Annotated in this window: 21 protein-coding genes; 20 read left to right on the forward strand and 1 reads right to left on the reverse strand. The window is 48.0% G+C overall.

The window, feature by feature from the left end; translation table 11 throughout:
• Nucleotides 1-2 precede the first annotated feature (2 nt).
• The 12 genes from recR (at nucleotide 3) to galE (ending at nucleotide 10,765) form a co-directional block, all read left to right on the forward strand.
• Nucleotides 3-602 (forward strand): recombination mediator RecR, encoded by a 600-nt coding sequence (gene recR, locus AOQ57_RS02000; protein WP_093624708.1) that lies wholly within the window; start codon nucleotides 3-5, stop codon nucleotides 600-602.
• Between the two features lies 1 nt (nucleotide 603).
• Nucleotides 604-852 (forward strand): YaaL family protein, encoded by a 249-nt coding sequence (locus tag AOQ57_RS02005; protein ID WP_093624710.1) that lies wholly within the window; start codon nucleotides 604-606, stop codon nucleotides 850-852.
• 21 nt (nucleotides 853-873) lie between these two features.
• A complete protein-coding gene (gene tmk, locus AOQ57_RS02010) occupies nucleotides 874-1,518 on the forward strand; it encodes a dTMP kinase (protein ID WP_093624712.1) in 645 nt (214 codons plus the stop codon).
• A 12-nt stretch (nucleotides 1,519-1,530) separates the two neighbouring features.
• Entirely contained in the window at nucleotides 1,531-1,851 is a 321-nt protein-coding gene (darA, locus tag AOQ57_RS02015) for a cyclic di-AMP receptor DarA (protein ID WP_093624714.1), read from the forward strand.
• Nucleotides 1,852-1,880: 29 nt separating this feature from the next.
• Nucleotides 1,881-2,897: a DNA polymerase III subunit delta' gene (gene holB, locus AOQ57_RS02020; protein WP_439950838.1), complete on the forward strand. Its 1,017-nt coding sequence runs from the start codon at nucleotides 1,881-1,883 to the stop codon at nucleotides 2,895-2,897.
• A 2-nt stretch (nucleotides 2,898-2,899) separates the two neighbouring features.
• Nucleotides 2,900-3,235: a DNA replication initiation control protein YabA gene (locus AOQ57_RS02025; protein ID WP_093624718.1), complete on the forward strand. Its 336-nt coding sequence runs from the start codon at nucleotides 2,900-2,902 to the stop codon at nucleotides 3,233-3,235.
• Nucleotides 3,236-4,093, forward strand: coding sequence for a 16S rRNA (cytidine(1402)-2'-O)-methyltransferase (gene rsmI, locus AOQ57_RS02030; protein WP_093624721.1), 858 nt, complete (start codon nucleotides 3,236-3,238; stop codon nucleotides 4,091-4,093).
• A gap of 19 nt (nucleotides 4,094-4,112) precedes the next feature.
• The gene (locus AOQ57_RS02035) at nucleotides 4,113-4,865 is read left to right on the forward strand and encodes an acyl-[acyl-carrier-protein] thioesterase (protein WP_093624723.1); all 753 of its coding nucleotides are present in this window, start codon (nucleotides 4,113-4,115) and stop codon (nucleotides 4,863-4,865) included.
• 107 nt (nucleotides 4,866-4,972) lie between these two features.
• Nucleotides 4,973-6,484 (forward strand): exopolyphosphatase, encoded by a 1,512-nt coding sequence (locus AOQ57_RS02040; RefSeq protein WP_093624725.1) that lies wholly within the window; start codon nucleotides 4,973-4,975, stop codon nucleotides 6,482-6,484.
• Nucleotides 6,485-8,713: an RNA degradosome polyphosphate kinase gene (locus AOQ57_RS02045; RefSeq protein WP_093624727.1), complete on the forward strand. Its 2,229-nt coding sequence runs from the start codon at nucleotides 6,485-6,487 to the stop codon at nucleotides 8,711-8,713.
• Nucleotides 8,714-8,726: 13 nt separating this feature from the next.
• The gene (locus AOQ57_RS02050) at nucleotides 8,727-9,680 is read left to right on the forward strand and encodes a Ppx/GppA family phosphatase (protein WP_093624729.1); all 954 of its coding nucleotides are present in this window, start codon (nucleotides 8,727-8,729) and stop codon (nucleotides 9,678-9,680) included.
• Nucleotides 9,681-9,769: 89 nt separating this feature from the next.
• Nucleotides 9,770-10,765, forward strand: a complete 996-nt coding sequence (gene galE, locus AOQ57_RS02055) for a UDP-glucose 4-epimerase GalE (RefSeq protein ID WP_093624731.1) — start codon at nucleotides 9,770-9,772, stop codon at nucleotides 10,763-10,765.
• A 41-nt stretch (nucleotides 10,766-10,806) separates the two neighbouring features.
• On the opposite strand, the gene AOQ57_RS02060 is transcribed toward galE, so the two are convergent.
• Nucleotides 10,807-11,667, reverse strand: a complete 861-nt coding sequence (locus tag AOQ57_RS02060; protein WP_093624733.1) for a DNA-binding domain-containing protein — start codon at nucleotides 11,665-11,667, stop codon at nucleotides 10,807-10,809.
• 487 nt (nucleotides 11,668-12,154) lie between these two features.
• Between AOQ57_RS02060 and argF the strand changes: the two genes are divergently transcribed.
• The 8 genes from argF (at nucleotide 12,155) to tsaD (ending at nucleotide 20,601) form a co-directional block, all read left to right on the forward strand.
• Nucleotides 12,155-13,156 carry an ornithine carbamoyltransferase gene (gene argF / locus AOQ57_RS02065; RefSeq protein WP_093624735.1) on the forward strand — a complete coding sequence of 334 codons (1,002 nt, stop codon included), beginning with the start codon at nucleotides 12,155-12,157 and terminating at the stop codon, nucleotides 13,154-13,156.
• Between the two features lie 13 nt (nucleotides 13,157-13,169).
• Nucleotides 13,170-14,099: a carbamate kinase gene (arcC, locus tag AOQ57_RS02070; protein WP_093624737.1), complete on the forward strand. Its 930-nt coding sequence runs from the start codon at nucleotides 13,170-13,172 to the stop codon at nucleotides 14,097-14,099.
• A gap of 74 nt (nucleotides 14,100-14,173) precedes the next feature.
• The gene (gene arcA, locus AOQ57_RS02075; protein WP_093624739.1) at nucleotides 14,174-15,397 is read left to right on the forward strand and encodes an arginine deiminase; all 1,224 of its coding nucleotides are present in this window, start codon (nucleotides 14,174-14,176) and stop codon (nucleotides 15,395-15,397) included.
• 129 nt (nucleotides 15,398-15,526) lie between these two features.
• The gene (locus AOQ57_RS02080) at nucleotides 15,527-16,945 is read left to right on the forward strand and encodes a basic amino acid/polyamine antiporter (RefSeq protein ID WP_093624741.1); all 1,419 of its coding nucleotides are present in this window, start codon (nucleotides 15,527-15,529) and stop codon (nucleotides 16,943-16,945) included.
• A gap of 148 nt (nucleotides 16,946-17,093) precedes the next feature.
• The gene (locus AOQ57_RS02085) at nucleotides 17,094-18,218 is read left to right on the forward strand and encodes an aminotransferase (RefSeq protein WP_093624743.1); all 1,125 of its coding nucleotides are present in this window, start codon (nucleotides 17,094-17,096) and stop codon (nucleotides 18,216-18,218) included.
• Between the two features lie 71 nt (nucleotides 18,219-18,289).
• The gene (gene tsaB / locus AOQ57_RS02090; protein WP_305848687.1) at nucleotides 18,290-19,015 is read left to right on the forward strand and encodes a tRNA (adenosine(37)-N6)-threonylcarbamoyltransferase complex dimerization subunit type 1 TsaB; all 726 of its coding nucleotides are present in this window, start codon (nucleotides 18,290-18,292) and stop codon (nucleotides 19,013-19,015) included.
• Entirely contained in the window at nucleotides 19,005-19,565 is a 561-nt protein-coding gene (rimI, locus tag AOQ57_RS02095; protein WP_093624747.1) for a ribosomal protein S18-alanine N-acetyltransferase, read from the forward strand. The genes tsaB and rimI overlap by 11 nt, the downstream gene beginning before the upstream one ends.
• Nucleotides 19,566-19,572: 7 nt before the next feature.
• Nucleotides 19,573-20,601 (forward strand): tRNA (adenosine(37)-N6)-threonylcarbamoyltransferase complex transferase subunit TsaD, encoded by a 1,029-nt coding sequence (gene tsaD, locus AOQ57_RS02100; protein WP_093624749.1) that lies wholly within the window; start codon nucleotides 19,573-19,575, stop codon nucleotides 20,599-20,601.
• Nucleotides 20,602-20,629 lie beyond the last annotated feature (28 nt).

The following is a 20,629-nucleotide window of genomic DNA, read 5'->3' on the forward strand; positions in this document are numbered from 1 at the left end:
GAATGCAATATCCAGAACCAATTGCGCGCCTAATTGATAGCTACATGAAGCTTCCCGGAATTGGGGAGAAGTCGGCAACCCGGCTGGCCTTTTACACCCTGGGGATGAGTGATGAGGATGTGGATAATTTTGCTAAATCACTGCGGGCGGTAAAAAAAGATCTCCATTACTGCAGTATCTGTGGCAATATTACCGAAGACGACCCGTGTCCAATTTGTAAGGATAAGACCCGGGATCAAACGCGCTTGTTGGTGGTCGAACGATCAAGGGATATCATGGCAATGGAGCGTATGAAGGAGTACCACGGTCTGTATCACGTCTTACATGGGACTATTTCCCCAAGCGAGGGGACTGGGCCACAGGACATCAACTTAGAAAGTCTTTTGAGGCGCTTAGAGAAGCATAAGGAGGTTCAAGAAATAATTGTTGCCACTAATGCTTCGCTGGACGGGGAAACTACTGCTCAGTACCTGGCCCACTTAATTAAGCCGGCCGGCATTAAAGTAACGCGCTTAGCTCACGGACTTTCAGCGGGAGCCGACATTGACTACACGGACGAAGTGACCCTTTTCCGGGCTGTCCAAGGTCGAACGGAGATGTAAGATGTTTTTTAAACGATCACAACACCAAGTTGAACAGGCGGGTAACCAGCGCCTGTTAAACCTTATTTACCAAACTAAGGACAGTTGGGACCACGCAAAGGAGACGGAGCGGGCCGTATACGAAAGTGATGTAAGTAATGAACTAAAGGAGCGGACTAAGCTCCAAGAACGTAAGTACCTATACCTGTATGACCTGGCTCGTAAACGTGGATTACACGGTAAAACGAATACTGGGGTAATTATGCAATAAAGATAAGGGGCACACCAAGAGATGAGTGGACGATTTATTAGTTTTGAAGGACCAGATGGAGCGGGAAAGACGAGTGTCTTGAATAATATTCGCCAAGCCCTAATTAACCAGCTGGGAACCCAGGTTTTGTATACCCGTGAACCCGGGGGAAACCAAATCGCCGAACAAATTCGGGCGGTCCTGCTAGACAAGCAAAATACGGCCATGGATGATTGGACGGAAGCCTTTTTATACGCAGCGTCACGGCGCCAACATGTGGTACAGACCTTAAAACCAGCTCTGGAAGCGGGAAAGCTGATCCTGTGTGATCGGTACTTGGATAGCTCGATAGCTTACCAAGGTGGTGGACGTAACTTAGGGGTTGATAAAATCTGGGAACTCAATCAGTATGCGATTGATGGACTCTTACCAGATCTAACGATCTTTTTGGACTTGCCAGTGGAAACTGGGCTGGCCCGAATTGAAAAGGGGCGTGCCGAGACCATTAACCGCTTAGATGAACAGACGGTCAACTTTCACCGCCGGGTTCGCCAGGCTTACTTGACCCTTCAGGAACGTTTTCCCGACCGAATTGTCAAGATTAATGCCGACCAGGACCTAAATCAGGTGATTGAAGACGTCCATCGGGCGATCCATGCCCGTTATGATGATTTGTTTACCAAGTAAGGAGGAAGAGTCATGAAGATGATTATGGCCATTGTGCAACCAAAGGATAGCAACCGACTTCGCGATGCCTTTAACGATGCTAAGATTGGTGCCACCAAGCTTTCCAGTACCGGTGGCTTTTTGCGGGAGGGAAACACAACCTTCATGATTGGGGTTGATGATGATCGGGTTAACGAGGTTTTAGAGATCATTAAGAAAAACGCAGAATCTCGTGAACAATACATGACCCCGCCGACACACATGGATAACGGGGCCGGGGCAATGCCGATTAATGTTCAAGTTGGTGGGGCAACAGTCTTTGTCCTACCGGTTGAACAATTCCTTCACTTCTAACGATGGGAGAAGAGAAGATTCATGAACAAGTGGCTAGCGAACTGCAGCCAGAAATAACGGAACGCTTTGCCCGCCTAATTGAAAAGGGAGAATTGGCACACGCCTATCTACTAGTAGGAAGTGTAAGCATGGGAACTTTCGCCCTTGCAACGGAGGTGGCTCTGCGCCTGTTTTGTAAGTTCTCTGATGATAACGGAAACCCTGACCGCACTTGCGCTGAGTGTCAGCGGATCCTATCCGGTAATCATCCGGACGTGGTGGTTGCCCGGCCGGAGGGACGCCAGATTAAGGTTGACCAGGTTCGTTACTTAAAGGCTGAGTTTACCAAAACCGGGGTCGAAGGATCCCAGAAGATTTTCATTATTGACGGTGCCGAAACGTTAACAGGTTCGGCAGCAAACTCGCTGCTGAAGTTTATTGAAGAACCAGGAGCTGGAACCTACATCTTCTTACTGACAGCCAATAAAAGTGCTGTTTTGCCGACGGTTAAGTCCCGTTGCCAAATAATTGAGATGCGCCCGCTAGCCAAAGAAGTGATTAATGCTCAGTTGAAAGAGGTAGGGGTTCCAGCCTACCTTGGGCCGCTTGTTGCGGGGCTGGGGTTAAGTGTGGATCAAGGTGCAGCCCTGATGGAAGATGATTGGCTAGCTCAGAGTGTAAATCAGGTGATTGATTGGTTTAAAGAGGTTGCCACTGCTAATCCACTGAGTTTTGTTGATGTTCAAACAAACCTGGTTAAACAAGCCAGTAATCGTGAAAAACAGCTCGTAATCTTGGACCTGGTGATGACGGTGTGGCGTGATGCCTTGATGATCAAAAATCAGGTTACTGATCCAGAGCAGCTTCACTTTCGTCAGTGGCAAGAGGCAATCAGTCAAGCAGTCCTACGCCTTCCGGCAAAAAGTGTTCTGGTAGCAAGCGAGCTAACCTTAGAAGGGCGCCGCCTCCTTGATCAAAACATCAGCTTTCAAAACGTAATGGAACAGTTAACACTACGCATCCTATTCGTGGTGACGGGGGATTTTAGTGAGGAAAGAAGGAATTAACCGTGAGTGAGCATCTTGATAAGGGAAATATTTACGATCGCTTAAACCAGACTATCAGCCAAACCAGGGAACTGGTGGCTAGTATGGAGGGCCTCCAAAAGATGATGACTCAGGTGTTAGAAGAAAATGCTGCCCTGTCAATTGAAAATGATCACCTGCGTCGCCTACTGGAATCACAGAGTGAGCAACAAGCGGGGGGGTTAACGGCCTCACAAAAGAAGTTACAAAAGATTTATGAAGAGGGTTTTCACATTTGTCACGAATACTATGGTAAGCGTCGTGATGATGAATGCCTCTTTTGTCAGTCGACACTTAACCCGCGTAAGAAAGGAAATTAGATGCAAGTACAGGCAAGTTTTCAAGAGCACCCAACGGGGACACTCTACCTGGTGCCAACTCCGATTGGGAACCTAGACGACATGACCTTTCGAGCGATCAAGGTCTTAAAAGAGGCCGAATTGATTTGTGCTGAAGATACCCGTCACACCCGTCAGCTCCTAAACCACTTTGCAATTGAGACGAAGGCAATCAGTTTTCACGAGCATAATACCGAGCAGCGAATTCCGGAGCTGATTAACCGCCTGAAACAGGGGGCCACTTTGGCGCAGTGCAGTGATGCGGGGATGCCCTCGATTTCTGATCCCGGTAAGGAATTGGTAGCAGCCTGTATTGAAGCGGGAATTGCCGTCGTACCCTTACCAGGCGCAAATGCTGCCTTGACGGCGTTAATTGCCTCAGGACTTTGTCCACAACCCTTTTACTTTTACGGTTTTTTAGAGCGTAAGCACCAGCAACAGGTAACGGAATTGGAGCAGCTGAAGAACCGGCGGGAAACGATGATCTTTTACGAGGCGCCTCACCGTTTAGCAAAGACCCTAGCTTCAATGGTGGAGGTCTTTGGTAAGGATCGTCCGGCTGTTTTGGCCCGGGAGTTAACTAAGCGCTACGAAGAGTTTGCACGGGGGAGTTTGGACGAACTATTATCCTGGGCAAAGGAAGGCGTCCGCGGTGAATTTGTGGTGATGGTAGCTGGTAACGACCATCCTACCGAAGAAGATGCTCCAACGGGAAGTCCATTAGAACAGATTAAAGCTGCTATTGAAGGAGGACAAAGCCCAAACGTTGCAATTAAGCAGGTGGCTAAGCGTCTAGGCTTAAATCGCCAGGAGCTGTATCGACAGTATCACCAACTATAGGAAGGAACGAACAGTAAGCATGGCAACGAAATTTGAAATGCACCATCACATCAAGTACTACGAGTGTGATAGTAGTGGGCACCCAACGTTAGCAATGATCGTAGCGATGCTAATTCTAGCCTCCGAGGCCGACAACGATGCCAATGGGGTGGGATTAAAGCGTGCAGGGCAGTACGGTGGAGGCTGGGTGATCATTAATTATGAGGGTAACCTTGCGGAGCACCAACCCGTTAAGGGTGAGGAAGTAATCTTGGGAACACGGGTCCGGGCCTACAACCGTTTTTTTGTGATCCGTGACTTCTGGGTTAAGGACTTAGCGGGAAATTACTATGCTAAGGTTAGCGGGACCTTTGTCTTTATGAACCTTGAAAAACGTCGAATTATGACGATTCCCCAGGAAATGATCGATACCTTCCAAATGGAAGAGACCAAAAGGATTCCGCGCTTAGAAAAACCAGCCCCCATCGATGACCAAACAGGGTGGCCAACACGGGACTATCGGGTTCGCTACTTTGATATTGACGGTAACCGCCACGTCAATAACGCCCACTACTTTGAGTGGATGATGGATGTCTTGGATGGTGACTTTTTACGTAATTACCAAGTGGTAAAAATGCAAATTGAATTTGCCCATGAGGTTCGCTACGGCCAGACCGTAACGAGCACTGGCTCACTCCCTGCTCAGGATGGTAACCTGATGATTACTCATCACCAGATTACCTGCCAAGGCGAGGAGAGTGCCCGGGCGACTTTGTACTGGAAAAAGCGTTAATAACGTATGTGAAGAAGGGACGTGTGACGATTTTGTTGCTGTCTCTTTTTTAACAGGCAGCCCATATTCGTGCTATTCTAAAGAAAGAAAAAAACTCATGATGGGGAGTGGTGTACGTGGCTAAGCAACGTTATGGTGGCATTATCTTTTTGGAGCCTGATCAAGTGGGGCTCCAAATCATTGATCGCCAGGAAAAACAAGTGGTAACAACGGTCCGGTCGGGAAATTTAAACGTTGGGAGTGAGATGGTTGCCAACTACGCGGAAAACATGGACGCCATCGTCGATAATTTACTTGGCTTTCAGCGGGTCTTAACGGAATATCAAGTAGATGAGGTTAAATTTTACGGCGCCCTTGAGGATTTGGATGAGGTAACGGCACGCTACGTTGCTGATCAGCTTAGCGTTCGGTGTGGTCTAGAGATTAGCTGGCTCAGCGATAACCAACTAATTGCAAAAATCCTGGTGGCCATTAAGGATCAGCATAAGCTGGTGGGGATTACAGAAGGGTTTAATACCTTCGTCCTGCTAGTGGGGCTTTCCACCAGTACCCTGGCCTACTTCAAGAAAGGAGTCTTTGAGACTTCGTGGAACATCGACCTGGGTAAGGCTAAGATCAGTCAGTTAGCCGACAACCTTCGGCAGACCACCGCCACCCCCAGTGATATCATTTTTGATTACATCAGTAGTAAAGTTGAGTACCTGGTGGGGGAGCTGGGTGAGATAAAAGGAGCAAATCTAATTGTTCAAGGGGTCTCTGTTTTAGCGGACACCTACTTGACTAAGGAGCAGCCACTGGGGGAAGTTTCCCTAAGTGATTTTGATACCAGTTACCGGCAGATCATCGATTCCACCAACCAGTACGTTATTAATCATTACCGGGTTGATGAGCAAAGTGTGAGTTGGGTTTTGCCAGGTTTTTTGATCATTTCGCAGATCTTACGCCTTTTACATGCTAAGCAACTCTACGTGACGAAGATAACTTCCTTTGAGAGCCTGATTAGAGTTCATGATGAAAAAAAGGTTCAAATTGACCAAATGATTCGTACCTCGGCTGACAACATCGCCAAGCGATACGGGGTTAAATTGGCGCACCGCTCCTTTGTCACTAAGGTAACCTTGGAGCTATTTGATGCCTTGGCTCCGATTCACCGCTTGGATGAACACTACCGCTTGTTGGTGGAGATCGCTAGTAAGGTGGATGATATCGGAAACTTTATCAGTCCCCAAGGCCATTACCGTCACTCAGCTTATATTTTAGAGGCTAACCCATTGATTGGCCTTTCGGACCAGGACAATCGGGTGATTGCGGAGGTCTCACGCTACCACTCCTCGGAAAGCCCGGACGTTGATGAGCATCACTACCGGAATATGGATAATGAAATCCAGCTGCCGGTTGCTAAGTTAGCGGCGATTTTGCGGGTGGCTGATTCTTTGGACGATTCGCGTCAACAAAAGATCAGTAAGTTAGAGCTCAAATTAGAGGGCGACCGTTTAAAGATATATGCCCATGCTAGCGATGATTTAGTTTTGGAAAAATGGGCCTTTCAGCGGAAGAATAAGCTCTTTACTGATGTTTATGGGTTGCAACCTGAGTTAATTGCAAGGGGGGAGAACTAAATGGACTACAAGGATTTTTACCAGCCGGAAAATTACGTTAACCGAGAACTTTCCTGGATTGATTTCAACGGCCGCGTGCTTGAAGAAGCGGCAACGCCCACCAATCCGCTACTCGAGCGTGCTAACTTTCTAGGAATTACCCAGAGTAACGTCGATGAGTTCTTCATGGTGCGGGTGGCTTCCCTGAGTAAATTAGCAGCAGCCGGGGTTACCACGACCGATGCCTCGGGAATGACCCCGGCTGCCCAGTTAGCGGCGGTTAACGAAAAGGAACATCAGATGGTTGCCCGTCGCTACCAGGTCTATAAGGAGATTTTGCTTCCTGCCCTGGAAGATAAGGATATTCACATTGTGCCCGTTAAGAGCCTAAACGAGCACCAGCAAGATTACCTACAGCGCTACTTTAATGATGAGCTACTACCCGTCTTGACGCCAATGGCCGACGACTCATCCCGACCTTTTCCCTTCATATCGAATAACTCCTTGAACGTGGCTGTTAAGCTGGTGCGGACCGCTCCGGTGACTTCAACCAAGGAGGTTTTGGAAGGCGATCAGGAAGTGGTGACCACAATTTCCCAACCTCACGAAAAAAAAGCACAGAACGGGCGAAACGAGGAAGAGTTTGCAACTGTTCGGGTTCCAGAGGTCTATAAACGGTTGGTGAAGATGCCATCTGTCAACACCTTTGTCCTATTAGATGATGTGATCAAGACCTTTATCAGTGTCCTCTTTCCGGGCTACGCCGTACAAGCAACGGGAACCTATCGGGTTGTTCGGGACATGGATCTAGACGTTGCCGAAGAAGATACCTCGGACCTTTTACGGGCTGTTCAACACCAGTTACGTGAGCGGGAACATGGCCACGTAATTCGCCTGGAGGTCGAGCAGGAAATTGATCCCTGGCTGGAAGCACACCTGATTGACAACTTAAAGGTCAGGGAAGAAGGGGTCTATCGGATTTCAGGTCCCGTCGACTTGACCTTTTTGAAGAAGCTGTCGGGAATGGTAACCGACCACCAAGAGGATCGCTATAACAAATTTGTTCCGTACTTGGCGCCTGAATTAGACATGGAACATAACCTCTTTGATGCAATCAGGCAAAAAGACCACCTGATGCAACATCCCTATGACGACTTTCAAGCCGTTGTGAACTTTATTCACCAGGCAGCAACGGATCCTAAGACCCTGGCAATTAAGATGACTCTGTACCGGGTTTCGGGAAACTCGCCGATCATTAAGTACTTGGGAATGGCTGCCCAACAAGGGAAACAGGTGACGGTGCTGGTGGAAGTAAAGGCCCGCTTTGACGAGCAAAATAACGTTCACTGGGCCCGGCGTCTGGAACGGATGGGCTGTCACGTTATTTATGGACTGGTGGGTTTGAAGACTCATTGCAAGTTAGCGCTGGTCATCCGGCGAGATGAAGACGGGATTCGCCGTTATATGCACCTTGGAACGGGGAATTATAACGACGTAACTGCTAACTTCTACACCGACATGGGACTTTTCACTTGTGATTATGAATTGGGTGTGGACCTGACCAACCTTTTCAACATGCTGTCTGGTTTTGCCCGACCACAGTACTTCCATAAACTGCGGGTTTCACCGGGGGGAATTCGCAACTTTATCAACGAAAAAATTGATGAGCAAATCGAGGTTGCCAGCAAGGGGCTACCTGCAAAGATTCGAATGAAGATGAACTCCTTATCCGATAAGCAGATTATTGCTCACCTTTACGCAGCGGCGGCGGCGGGAGTTAAAGTTGAACTCTTAATCCGTGGGATTACCTGTCTACGTAACGACTTACCGGCGCTACATGATAATATTACGGTGCACTCAATTGTAGGCCGGTTCTTGGAGCACTCACGGATTTACTACTTTGAAGCTAACGGGCACTCCGAAATCTACCTGGCTTCAGCTGACATGATGACTCGTAACCTCAATCGGCGGGTTGAAGAGTTGTTCCCGGTCACACAAGAAGACACCAAGGCCCGGGCGATCGCCATTTTTGATTCAATGTGGCAAGATGACGTTAAGACGCGGGTCTTAAAGGGGGACCACTACACCCCACTGAAGCCTGGGGGACAATTTAACTGCCAAGAGTTCTTTATTAAACAGGTTCGCCAGGAGGAACGCGGCCAACGCCAAGAACAAAAGAACCGGCGTCACTTAACTAACGTTTTTGAAACCCTGAGTCGTCACGTAAGTAACTTACATCTCAAGAACTAGAAGGGAGATCGCAATGGCAACCAATTTGAAGGTTATTGATCTGGGCTCTAACTCAGTACGGCTAAGAATTACCAAGATCTTAGACAGTGGTCAAACGGAGTTGGTTCGTTACGAAAAAGAGTATGTTCGCCTCTCTGAAAATATGGGATCCGAACGGCTGTTAAAAAAAGAGCCAATGGAACGGACCCTAAAGGCACTTAAAAACTTTAAGGCCATTTATGAGCAGTTTGATGGTGAGATCATCGCGGTGGCTACGGCTGCGGTTCGCCAAGCCACCAACCAGCGGGAGTTCTTGCAGCGGGTTAAAGATGAGGTGGGCTTAAAGATCAAGGTAATCTCTGGGAAGCGGGAAGCCTATCTCGATTACTTAGGGGTATCAAGAACGCTACCGCTTGAAAATGGGATTATCATTGATACCGGAGGAGCCTCGATGGAATTGATCTTAGTTGATCAGGGACAAGCTGAGGAGACGGTCTCCCTGCCAATTGGGTCCGTTTTGTTGTCTCAGCAGTATAACCTTGCTGATCAGGTAAGTGCTGTCGATCTATACGAGGCCATAATTAAGGTTGATGAGGTCCTGTCTAGCCAGCGGTGGCTAAATCGAGCGCGCCACACCCGGGTAGTGGCCCTTGGAGGCTCTAACCGGGCGTTAGCTAAAATGTATCGTTGGCGTCTGGCGGCCGGCGAGGGGGTACCAATGCCCGTTCACGGCCTAACGATGCAAACTGTGGATGCTTATGAGATGATGGAGGAGCTGTTGCGGATGAACCGGGAGCAACGGGGGAAGGTCCGCGGGATTTCGGCGGCCCGGGCAGACGTGATTATTGGGGGATTGTTACCAATCATGGCCCTCTTACGCCAGTTGAGTATGAATCAAGTAATGTTTTCTAGTAATGGGTTGCGAGAGGGGCTTTTATTTGAATACATTGATCAAAAATTTGGTGGCTTTCGGACGGATCGAGCATAGTTATTATGGTTGAAAACGCTTTTCTTAGTAAAGTGTGGTACAATCTGGTTGTAGTAAAAATTTAGTAAAATTGAAAGGATGATAAGCGCATGGCAATCTTAGTTGCTGGTGGGGCGGGGTACATCGGTTCCCACATGGTAAAAGACCTAGTCGAACATGGCGAGGAGGTCGTGGTTGCAGATAATCTCTCAACTGGTCACCGGAAGGCGATTGACGCCCGGGCAAAGTTTTATAATGGGGATATTCGAGACCGGGCTTTTTTAGATCGGATCTTCATTAACGAAGACATTAAGGCGGTTGTTCACTTCGCAGCTTTCTCGATCGTTCCAGAATCAATGAGTGAACCGCTCAAGTACTTTGACAACAATACTGGGGGCATGATCACCCTTTTGGAAGCAATGCGCGACTTCAAGATTAAGTACATTGTCTTCTCCTCCACGGCAGCAACTTACGGCGTACCAGAGCACATGCCAATCAAGGAGACTGATCCGCAAAAGCCAATTAACCCTTATGGCCTGTCCAAGCTAATGATGGAACACATGATGGAATGGGCCGATAAGGCTTATGGGGTCAAGTTTGTTGCGCTTCGTTACTTCAACGTGGCTGGGGCAGCACCGGATGGAACGATCGGTGAAGACCATGGTCCAGAAACGCACTTGGTACCAATTATCATGCAGGTTGCCCAAGGGAAGCGGGACGAGTTATCAATCTTTGGTGATGACTATGATACGCCGGATGGAACCAACGTTCGTGATTATGTTCACGTGATGGACCTGGCTGACGCTCACATTCTGGCTCTTAAGTACCTCTTTGCCGGTAATGAATCTAACGCCTTTAACCTGGGCTCTTCAACCGGTTTTTCCAACAAGCAAATGTTAGAGGCTGCCCGGGAAGTAACGGGTAAAGAAATTCCGGCTAAGATGGCCCCACGGCGCCCAGGCGACCCTGACTCGCTGGTAGCCGCCTCCGACAAGGCCCGGACCGTGCTTGGTTGGAAGCCAAACTTTGACGATGTCCATGATATTATTGCCACCGCGTGGAAATGGCATGAAAGCCACCCGCAAGGTTATAATGACCGCAACTAATACTAAAAAGGCTAGTGTGTCGATCGAGCACACTAGCCTTTTTAGTTTACACTGTTAAGGCCGCGGGAGGATTCCTGCAGGAGGCCGTCAAAGAAGTGTTGAATCGAAACTTGGCCTCGTCGAACGTCTTCGTTATTACGCAGGCGCTGAATTTCGATGTGGATGTTTTGGTATTCAAAGAGGTTATTAGCGTATTCCAGGAGGATATCGTTTTCCGGGTAGTCCATGCACATAGTGGCGAGATTAGTAATCCCCACCCGTAGTGCCCGGCGGATCCGTTGGAAGGTAATCTTCTTTTCGTGGTCGGAGATGTGGAAGTCGCGTTGATAATCCAATGAGGAAAAGGTAATTTTTTGATCAATCATCACTCGGATGATCTTCCGGATGTCTTTACTACCGGTTTCGGCCGCGATACCTAAAAAGCGCAAGACTTCATCGACGTGGTCCATTTGACGTCGTTGGGTTGATTGGGGTCGGTTGTAAGGGGCGATCGATGATGAAGCAATTTCGTAAATCTGGTTTACCCGATTGAGTAATCGGACGTGGGTGGCCACCTGGCGAATGATTGAACGGGTCTCGGTGCGATTGAGGGGGAGGGGCAAGTAAAAGTCACACCCGGCCCGGTAGGCCTCCTCCTTGATGGCCTGTGAAGTACTTGGTCCAATCATAATGAAGTGGGGGCGGTTATTTACCTGCTGAAGGCGGTGAATCATTTCGACTCCACTCATGCCAGGGACCTGGTAGGAAACGATCATGATATCGACGCGCAGTTGAAGAAGTTCTTCGTAGGCGCGGTTGGGGTCAGCAGTTAATCCAACAAGGGTGTTATCAAAGTCGTTTTCAATTAAATCACGAAGAAGGGTGATGCTTGCTTGATCACTTTCGAGAAGGTAGAAGTTCATACTACCGATCCTTTCGTATTGGTTCTGAAGTAAATTGAAGGGGCGCTCCCCCTTTCAATCACCAAAATAAAAACAATTACCATTTAATAAATAGTATTTTTAATGACTTTTAGCAATAGATTGTACTTAAATTTAACTTATTTTATTAAGAAAAGGGTAGTAACGTAACTATACGTGGGGTGAGCGGATATAATTAAAGCGAAGCACTTTCTGAATAAAGTCGAAGAGTTTTGAAGTAATCTGAAGAACAACTCTTTTGTAAATTCAATTGCTAAAAAAGTATAGGAAATGGGTAAAAGCGATCACATATTGAATATAAACATTCAATATGTAAAATGATGCGTTTGTATTCACAGGTGATAGCAGAAGAAAATAAAATTGAGTCGTTTTTTTGATGATATCAGGAACTTTTTGATGACGTTTGAAAGCGCTGACTATACTAAAAATTGTAGAAAGAACACTGATAGATTAAAGGAGGGCCTAAATTATGGCTTTTAACTTACGTAACCGTAGTTTCTTAACTTTGGCTGACTTCAACACTCGTGAAATGGAATACATGCTTGACCTAGCTGAAGATTTGAAGAAGGCTAAGTACGCTGGGACGGAACAGCAACACTTAAAGGGTAAGAACATCGCTTTAATCTTTGAAAAGAGTTCTACGCGGACCCGTTGCTCCTTTGAAGTGGGGGCAAAGGACCAGGGTGCTCACGTAACTTACTTAGGACCATCTGGTTCTCACATTGGTCACAAGGAATCAGTTAAGGATACTGCTCGAGTTCTTGGAGGAATGTTTGACGGGATCGAATACCGGGGCTTTTCACAACGCAATGTTGAAATTCTGGCTGAATACTCTGGGGTTCCAGTTTGGAACGGCCTGACCGATGAGGACCACCCAACCCAAGTTCTGGCCGATTTCTTAACTGCCCATGAAGTATTGAAAAAGCCGTACCAACAAATTAAATTTGCCTTTGTTGGTGACGGTCGTGATAATGTTTCCAACGCCTTAATGCTCGGGGCAGCCGTAATGGGGATGGAATACCACGTGGTAACGCCAAAGGAACTTGAACCGGAAGCAGCAACCTTGGCTAAGGCAAATGAAATCGCTGAAAAGACCGGCGCCAAGATTGTGGTCACTAATGATATTAAGGCCGGTGTTAAGGGAATGGACGTTATTTACGCTGACGTTTGGGTTTCCATGGGTGAATCCGATGATATGTGGGCAAAGCGGATTGAATTACTCAAGCCATACCAAGTTACCAAGGAAGTCATGGAAGCAACCGAAAACCCAAAGGCCATCTTCGAACACTGCCTACCAGCCTTCCACAATACCGAAACGGAAGTCGGAAAGGAAATTGCTGAAAAGTTTGGCTTAACTGAAATGGAAGTTACCGACGAAGTCTTTGAAAGCGAACAATCCGTGGTCTTCCGTGAAGCAGAAAACCGGATGCACACGATTAAGGCTGTTATGGTAGCAACTCTGGGTGACTAAGGAGTGAGGATTCATGTCAAAAGTTGTCGTTGCTCTAGGGGGCAATGCCTTAGGCAAGTCTCCTGAAGAACAGCTGAAGTTGGTTAAAAATACTGCTTCATCTTTAATTGGCCTTATCCAGGCCGGGAACCAAGTGGTAATCAGCCACGGGAATGGTCCCCAAGTTGGCCAAATCAACCTGGGGATGGATTTTGCCGCCCAAAACGGCAAGACGGCTGCCTTCCCCTTTCCGGAGTGTGGGGCAATGAGCCAGGGCTACATTGGCTATCACCTGCAACAGAGCCTGCAAAACGAACTGCATAAGCGGGGGATGGAAAAGGATGTTGTGACGACGGTGACCCAAGTGGTTGTTGACCCAAGTGATCAAGCCTTTGAAAAGCCAACTAAGCCAGTTGGTGATTTTTACACCAAGGAACAAGCGGCCCAAATTGAAGAAGAGAAGGGTTACACCTTTGTTGAAGACGCGGGACGTGGCTACCGGCAAGTGGTCCCATCGCCACTGCCAAAACGGATCGTGGAATTGAACAGCATTGAAACCCTGATTGAAAATGGGACCCTAGTGATTGCTGCTGGTGGTGGGGGCGTACCAGTTGTTGAAAAGGATGGTCTTCTGACTGGTGTGCCAGCTGTGATTGATAAGGACCGTTCAAGTGCCCTCTTAGCCGATGACGTTGATGCTGATCAGTTGATCATTCTAACGGCAGTTGACTACGTTTATGTTAACTATAACAAACCGGATGAAAAGAAGCTGACCGAGTTAAGTGTACAAGAGGCCCAGGAACTGATCGACGCTGATCAATTCCCGGCGGGCTCGATGCTACCAAAGATTCAAGCATGTCTGTCGTTTGTTAAGGATCACCCAAAGCGCAAGGCCATCATTACCTCACTCGCTGGCTTGGATCAGGCCCTTGAGGGAAAGCTAGGGACCATTATTCACGCTTAAGTCCCGCGTAACAGGGTATGCAAGTTTGTGAAGAAATTTGGAAATGAATACTTAGATAAGGAGTGCGAGAAACAATGACAAGTCCAATCCATGTGACCTCTGAAATCGGTAAACTCAAAACGGTAATGCTCCACCGGCCAGGACGTGAAATTGAAAACATTACCCCTGACTACATGGAACGCCTTCTCTTTGATGATATTCCATACTTACCAATTGCCCAAGAAGAACACGATTACTTTGCTCAAACATTACGGGACCAAGGGATTGAAGTACTATATTTTGAAAAGTTAGCTGCGGAGGCATTGGCAAGCGACGATGTTCGGAAGGAATTTTTAAACCGGATGATTGCTGAATCGGGCTACATTATGGGGGCAACTCATGACGCCCTTTACAACTATCTGTACGCAATGACCCCACAAGAAATGGTTAATAAGATCATTGAAGGGGTCCGGGGAACTGATATCGACATCGCTCAACCGGATCTGCAATCTGTTTCTGAAAACACAGACTGGCCGTTTTTAATGGACCCAATGCCAAACGCTTACTTTACGCGTGACCCGCAGGCCTCAATTGGCGATGGGATTTCCATTAACCGGATGACCTTCCCGGCCCGGCAACGTGAATCCCTGATTACCGAATACATCATTAACCACCACCCACGCTTCATGGGGCAAGTAGATGTTTGGCGGGACCGTAACCACGCCACCCACATTGAAGGTGGGGACGAGCTGGTATTGTCTAACCATGTCTTGGCAATTGGGATTTCTCAACGGACGACAGCTGACGCAATTGAAGATATTGCCAGGAATCTCTTTAAGGATTCCAATTACGACACCGTAATCGCCATCTCTATTCCGCACAACCACGCTATGATGCACTTGGATACGGTCTTCACGATGATCAACCACGACCAGTTTACCGTCCACCCGGCCATCTTAGACGACAAGGGTGAAGTTGATAACTGGGTACTACACCCGGGTAAGGATGGTGAAATCACTATCGAGCACCATACCGACATCAAGGAAGTCTTGAAGAAGGCTTTGAATAAGCCGGAAATTGACTTGATCCCAACTGGGAATGGTGACCCAATTGTTGCCCCACGTGAACAGTGGAACGATGGCTCTAACACCCTTGCCATTGCTCCCGGGGAAGTGGTTACCTACAACCGTAATTACGTTTCAAATGATCTGTTAAGAGAACACGGGATCTTAGTTCACGAAGTTCGCTCCAGTGAATTATCCCGGGGTCGTGGTGGCCCACGGTGCATGTCCTGCCCAATTGTGCGCGAAGACCTCTAAGATCATCATGGTGACAAATTGATAACGCACTAGACTAAAGAAGGTGGAGGTGAGTAGTGGTCAGTCAAGCTAACCACGGGTACACCTGCACCTTTTTTAGTGACAATAAAGGAAAATGGGGAAATAAAAATGGAAAACAAAAACAGAATTGGTCGGCTTGGCCTGATTGCGTTGATTGTTAGTTCCTGTATTGGGACGGGGATCTTCGGAATCACCAATGCCGTTGCCGCAGCTGCCGCACCAGGACCTGCACTTTTAGCGTGGCTTTTTGTTGGCTTTGGTTTCTTGATGCTTGTTTTTGCACTAAACAATTTATCTGAAAAACGGCCGGATTTGGAGGCTGGGATTTTCTCGTACGCTGGGGCCGGGTATGGGCCACTCGGTGAATTTATCTCTGGATGGGCCTACTGGTTGTCCGCGTGGTTAGGAAACATTGCCTTTGCCACGATGCTGATGAGTGCACTAGGAACCTTTTTTCCGGTCTTTGGTAACGGTCAGAACGTAACTTCCATTGTTGTAGCGATTATTTTCTGTTGGATTTTAACCTTGCTGGTTAACCGCGGTGTGGAAACAGCGACCTTCATTAACACAATTGGGACATTCTTTAAGATTATTCCACTAATCTTATTTATCATTATTTCTATCATCTTCTTTAAGGCGGGGATGTTCACCACTGATTTTTGGGGCCACGTCGCCAATAACATGTCTAAGGGGACGGAAACGGGCTCTATTTACACCCAAATAAAGGGGACTTTACTGACGTTGATCTGGGTTTTTATCGGAGTTGAAGGGGCCTCCGTTATGGGGCACCGTGCTAAGAATCGGACTCAAGCCCAACAGGCAACGATCATTGGGTTCATTCTTCTGTTGATCATCTATGTTATGATTTCGATCATCCCTTATGGGACCTTGACCCGGGCGCAATTAGCCGCTGCTAGCCAACCAGCTTTAGGAAACGACCTGAAACTGATCGTTGGGAACTGGGGTGCCATGATCATTAACATTGGTCTGATTGTTTCCGTTATTATCTCCTGGCTGTCTTGGACAATGCTACCAGCTGAAACCACAATGCTGGTGGCTAAGGATAAGGCGATGCCAAAGATCTGGGGAAAGCTTAACGATAAGAAGGCCCCAACGGCTTCTCTGATGATCACCGGTGTTTTGCAAACGATCTTCTTATTCTCACTCTTGTTCACGGAGGAAGCTTACAACTTTGCTTACTCCCTCGCCTCAGCGGCGATTCTCTTCTCCTACCTCTTCGTGGGACTTTACCAAATGAAGTACAGTCAAGAGCACAGGGAATGGGGGCAATGGACGGTAGGTCTCTTGTTAGTTCTCTTTCAATTAGCCTGCATGTTCCTAGCCGGCTGGCAACAAGTTCTCTTGGTTTCAATTAGTTTCATTCCGGGCTTCATGATTTACTACCAAGGGGTTCGGGAAAATAACCGGACGATGTCTGGGGCTGAAAAGGGTGTTATTACCGTTATCTTGGCCCTTAGTCTAGTTGCTATTTTCTTGATTTGTAATGGGACGATTGTGGTAGGTTAATTTAAGACATAATCCTTCTCGTGTTTGGGTTGCCCAAATGTGAGGAGGATTTAATTTTTATTATTGGAAGGGCGCTCCTTGTTATTCCATAGGTAATCGCGCTAAGATTAGTGAAACCGGTTTCGCAAAATGGAAGGGTGAGAATAAAGTGGTTGAAATTGCACCGTTTGGAGTTGAAGAGTGGCTGAATAAGTGGGAAAAAAGTGCAACCTATGACATTTCACAAAGCACAATTGCCTCACTTACGATGAAGGAGTTAAGTGCGATGGATGAAAACAAAGACGCCCTTAGTAAGTTGCTACTTAGCACCAAGCTAGATTACGGTTGGATCGAAGGGTCTCCCGCTTTCAAACGAGCGGTGGCCAAATTATACGATCACGTTGATGAAGGGATGGTTTTACAGACCAATGGGGCAACAGGAGCTAACCTATTGGCTATTTACAGCCTGGTAAAGCCTGGTGACCACGTGATCGCAGAGTTTCCGTCTTACCAGCAACTGTTTGATATTCCCAAGTCTCTAGGGGCCAAGGTTGATTATTGGTTCTTACATGAAGAGGAGGGGTGGCGTCCAGACCTGACGGAACTGGCGGCGCTGGTTACCAGTAAAACTAAACTGATCTGTTTAAACAACGCCAACAATCCAACTGGAACAGTTTTAGACCGAGAATTTTTGAGCCGGGTGGTGGAAATTGCCCGGGAAGTTAACGCCTACGTCTTGGTGGATGAAGTTTACCATCCCTTGGTAGGTGATGAGGATGTCTGCTCTATTGTTGACCTTTACGAACGGGGAATTGCGACTGATTCTTTATCTAAGACCTATTCAGTCCCTGGAATCCGAATTGGTTGGATAGTTACTAACCATGAACTAGCGGATCGATTACGAAGCTTCCGGGATTACACGATGATTTGCAGCGGGGTTCCAAACGATCTTCTGGCCACCTACGTTTTGGATCATCGTCAGCAGGTTTTGGCTCGTAACCGGCGTCTGGTGGAAGAAAACTGGGCTATTTATAAGCGGTGGCTAAAGGAAGAGCCGTTGGTCTCCTTGGTGGCCCCGGCCGGTGTTTCAACCTCTTTCCCGCGCTTGGCAATCAAAGAAGATACCATTAGCTTTTGCAAGCGGCTTTTAAAAGGGACAGGAGTTCTCTTAGTGCCAGGAGAGGCTTTTGATGCCCCGGGCCACGTCCGCTTAGGCTACTGCGCTAAGAAGTCTACCCTTGAGGCGGGCTTGGCGAGGTTAAGTATTTTTTTGCATTCTAATCGTGGCTGCTAAGGATGGACAATTACCGCTGGGACGAGTATCGTGGGTATGTTAGAGAAATAACTTGGAAGGGATCGATGGAATTGAAAATTTTGGCGCTTGATACTTCAAACCACCCGATGGGAATCGCCCTGGTGGAAGACGACCGCCTCATGGCCACAACGACCCTAAACATGGTCAGAAACCACAGTGTCTACGTGCTACCGACCATTGAGCGGTTGATGGCGGACTTGAAGTGGCAGCCTGAAGACCTGGACCGGGTGGTCGTAGCAAGCGGGCCAGGGTCATATACTGGAATTCGGATCGCAACCACAACGGCCAAGGTGCTAGCAACCACCTTAGACATTGAATTGGTGGCAGAATCAAGTCTTAAGTTGTTGGCCGCCAACGCCCTCCCTGGCGACAACCGCCTCTTGGTACCCTTTTTTGATGCGCGTCGAGGGACCGTCTTTTGTGGTGGATATCGGTATAAGGAAGGCAAGTTAGAAACGGTAATGGCCGACCACCATGAAGAAATGAGTGATCTTTTGGCGAAGCTGGCTGACCAGGAGGCCCCAGTGATTTTAATTGGCGTAGTGAGCCCAAAGTTAAAGACAATACTGGCCTCCTTGCCGGCTAACGTTAGCGTGGCACCAGCTAGCTATGCTGTCCCATCGGCTTATCAACTTGCCCTACTTGGGAAGGACGGGCAACCGGTTGCCGACCCAGATACCCTGGTTCCTAGCTACTTACGAATTACTGAGGCTGAAGCCCAGTGGCAGAAGCAACACCCTGACCAGGAGCCGCAGGAGTACGTTCATGAAGTTTAATGACCTTTGGCGCCGCTTAGTAACCAGGGAGGGGGGTGATCGTCAACTCAGCTTTGAGAGTCGACGGGTGATGATTGCAAATACCCCCTATGTTCTTCGACAAGCGACGATTGATGATGCGGCTACCCTGGTTGAAATTGAGCGGATCATTTATGGTAAAGCACCGTGGAATGAGGCCGCCTTTATTAGCGATATTAAACGCTCCGACCGCCTTTACGTGGTGATGCAAACCGCTTTGGGCAGGATTGTAGCCCTCGTGGGTTTATCATTGCACCCCCGTACTGGTGATGGCCACATCACCAACATCGCTGTGTCCCCGTCCTACCAGGGGCGTGGAATGGGAACCTTCCTAATGAGGGCGATGATAGCCGTAGCACTTGCACACGGGATGAAGTCAGTAAGTTTAGAAGTTCGGATTGAAAATCAGGGCGCCCAGCGTTTATACCATCGCCTGGGCTTTAGCATTTATCAGCAAAAGCACCACTACTACTTCCCAGACGGTGGGGATGCTTATGAAATGAAAATGAAGTTAACGAGAATGGGGGAATAAGGCGCAAATGGGAAAGCAAAACCTAATTTTAGCCTTTGAATCAAGCTGTGATGAAACTAGTGTTGCGGTGGTTGAAGACGGTGCAAAGGTCTTGTCCAACGTGGTGGCCACGCAGATTGCAAGCCACCAGCGTTTCGGGGGAGTGGTACCAGAGGTGGCCAGTCGCCACCACATCGAGCAAATTACTAAGTGTACCAAGGAGGCTTTAGAAAGGGCCGGGGTAAGCTATCAGGACCTAACGGCTGTAGCGGTGACTTACGGGCCAGGGCTAGTTGGATCACTTTTGATTGGGGTAACGGCAGCGAAGACAATTGCCTGGGCTCACCACCTACCTTTGGTTCCGGTTAATCATATGGCCGGTCACCTATACGCAGCCCGTTTTATTAGTGAGTTTACCTTTCCGATGATGGGACTGTTAGTCTCCGGTGGACACACCGAACTGGTTTACATGAAGAATGAACACGAGTACGAAATCATTGGCGAAACCCGTGATGACGCTGCTGGAGAGGCCTATGATAAGGTTGGCCGGGTAATGGGGATCAACTACCCGGCCGGTAAGACCGTTGATCAATGGGCGGCTAAGGGGACGGATACCTTCCACTTTCCGCGAGCAATGGAAAAGGAAGATAACTTTGATTTTTCATTTTCCGGGCTTAAGTCGGCCTTTATCAATACGGTTCATAATGCCAAACAACGGCACCAAGAACTCAACCAAAACGATTTAGCTGCTAGCTTTCAGCAAAGTGTCGTTGATGTTTTAGTTATTAAGACACTAAGGGCCTTGGATGAGTACCCAGTCAAGCAGTTGATTCTGGCTGGGGGGGTTGCGGCCAACCAGGGCCTGCGAACTCAGCTAGAAAAGAGCATGCAAGAAAGTCACCCAGAAGTAAAATTACTTCGGGCACCATTGAAGTACTGTGGCGATAATGCTGCCATGATTGGGGCAGCTGGGTACGTCAACTACCTCCATGGTGATCGTGCGGATGGTTCGTTAAACGCGACCCCGGGACTGTCCTTCCCTCACCATCAAGAATAAGCAAAGAATAAAACCACCCTAAAATTGT

The organism is Limosilactobacillus gorillae (assembly GCF_001293735.1).
Lineage (GTDB): Bacteria > Bacillota > Bacilli > Lactobacillales > Lactobacillaceae > Limosilactobacillus > Limosilactobacillus gorillae.